Source organism: Hallella absiana (assembly GCF_025457485.1).
In the GTDB taxonomy this organism is placed as follows: domain Bacteria; phylum Bacteroidota; class Bacteroidia; order Bacteroidales; family Bacteroidaceae; genus Prevotella; species Prevotella absiana.
Genome location: NZ_JAMXSP010000076.1, coordinates 1 through 1,776 on the forward strand (window position 1 = coordinate 1; position 1,776 = coordinate 1,776).

General features: G+C 49.0%; 2 protein-coding genes. Both read left to right on the plus strand.

Annotation, left to right across the window (positions count from 1 at the left end):
• Positions 1 to 339 precede the first annotated feature (339 nt).
• The gene (locus tag NG346_RS14405) at positions 340 to 654 is read left to right on the plus strand and encodes a helix-turn-helix transcriptional regulator (protein ID WP_154535419.1); all 315 of its coding nucleotides are present in this window, start codon (positions 340 to 342) and stop codon (positions 652 to 654) included.
• A gap of 2 nt (positions 655 to 656) precedes the next feature.
• Complete coding sequence (locus NG346_RS14410; protein WP_262280556.1) at positions 657 to 1,601, plus strand: AAA family ATPase; 945 nt, start codon at positions 657 to 659, stop codon at positions 1,599 to 1,601.
• The last annotated feature ends 175 nt before the right edge of the window (positions 1,602 to 1,776 follow it).

A 1,776-nucleotide genomic window follows, 5' to 3' on the forward strand; every position in this document is an offset into this window, starting at 1 on the left:
TCAAAGGGTTCAGATCACAGATGAGAGGAGTGGCGGATCTTCCTTTCTTCGTATACCGCTTGCGCAATATATTTGGTTAGTCCTCCCCCTAAGGCATCCACGGACTTTTGCAACTGACCCGGATTTTTCATATCTATTGAACTCGACTGAACTTTCGTTGAACAACAGTTGAACAATCCTTGAATATCATGAATCTTTATTGAACTTACTGTTATACAGAAAGTTAATAGGTAGCTATGCTTTCGTGCAGTCATTTTTATTCCTAACTTTGCAATGCGATGTTTGAGCAGATCTTCCTTCTGCAACGACGTCGAAGTACCTACTAATCTTTTTTCTACCATGGAAATTACTACTAATCCATTCATCGTGATGACTAAGGCAGACTTTGAGGCAGCCATTGCCCAAATTGCAACCAGGCTGCAGCCTGTACAATCAATTAACCAGCCAGCACCGGCGCCCCCCCACAGTCAGACCGTCGCTGCGGACAAACAGTTCCTTTCCCGTAAGGAGACAGCTGAGTTGCTGAAGGTCGATTTCTCGACACTATGGCGCTGGAACAAGTCAGGCATCCTCAAGTCGGTGAAAGTCGGTCCGCGCCGCGTCCTTTATAAATATGATGACGTAATGAACATTCTAACCTTGGGAGGAGCATAACTATGGCGCAAGACGATTTCATTCAGTCAGCATTCAAAGAGTTGCATCTTCGCAGTGCCGAGGATGCCGGTGGCTTCCACGTGTCATCCATGAACGAGTGCCTGGACAAGGCGCGCTCGTTGCCACCGTTGGTGACTCTCTATCCCAATGTCGTCCTTGAAGGTGACCTCTGTGTCATCTTCGGGCAGTCGGGTATCGGCAAGACCATCTTTGCCATGCAGGTTGCGCGTGATATTGCCGCCAGTGGCAGACGGGTGCTGTATGCCGATTTCGAGATGACACCCCGGCAGCTTGCCCTACGTTATGGTACGGCCGACTTTCCTCTGACACTCTTCCGTGCCGAGATGGATACAGACAACCTGCCGGAGGACATCCTCAAAGGCATTGAGGAGGCTGCACTTGCCAACCAGACCGATGTCGTCTTTATCGACAATATCACAGCTCTCGGGCAGTCGCTTGACAAAGGCTCTGATGCCGGCAGTCTGATGGCAGCACTCAACGCCCTGAAGAAGCAGCACAACTGGACCTTAGTCATCCTCAACCACGTGCCCAAGATGTTCTCCGGTGCCGTCCCCCTGTCTCTGTCAGCCATACAGGGTTCGGCAAAGATCAACCAGCTCATTGATGATGCTATTGGTCTTGGTCAGTCGCACAAGGATCCGTCGATGGTCTATGTCAAGCAGTGTAAGTGGCGCAACGGCGAGATAGCCCTCGACTCCGGCAATGTGGCGCTCTATGAGCGTGGCAAGGATGCTTCGGGCAACCTCTGCTTCACCTTCAAGGACTATGGCTGCGAGTCGGACCATCTGTCAACGGAAAACACCGATGAACGGGACAGTCTGAAGTTGCGTGTCAGGGAACTGTCAGCCCAGGGCAAGTCACAGCAGGAGATAGCAGCCGAGTGCGGCATCTCTCAAAGCAAGGTATCACGGTTGCTGAGGCAATAGACCTTATGCAATTATTCATTTTATTCAGTTATGCATAAGTGAATAAAATGAATAACCTTAATTCCGCAACACTTTGATTTAACTTTATTTATAAGTACCTGAGCAACAAAAAGTTGCTCAGGATTTTGCCATGTCAGATTTTTCACCTATCTTAGTGTTGCAAATCAAAATATGT

What these genes read in the sequence shown, in the direction of transcription:
- NG346_RS14405 (WP_154535419.1), top strand. Translation starts at nt 340, where the DNA reads ATGGAAATTACTACTAATCCATTCATCGTGATGACTAAGGCAGACTTT.
- NG346_RS14410 (WP_262280556.1), top strand. Translation starts at nt 657, where the DNA reads ATGGCGCAAGACGATTTCATTCAGTCAGCATTCAAAGAGTTGCATCTT.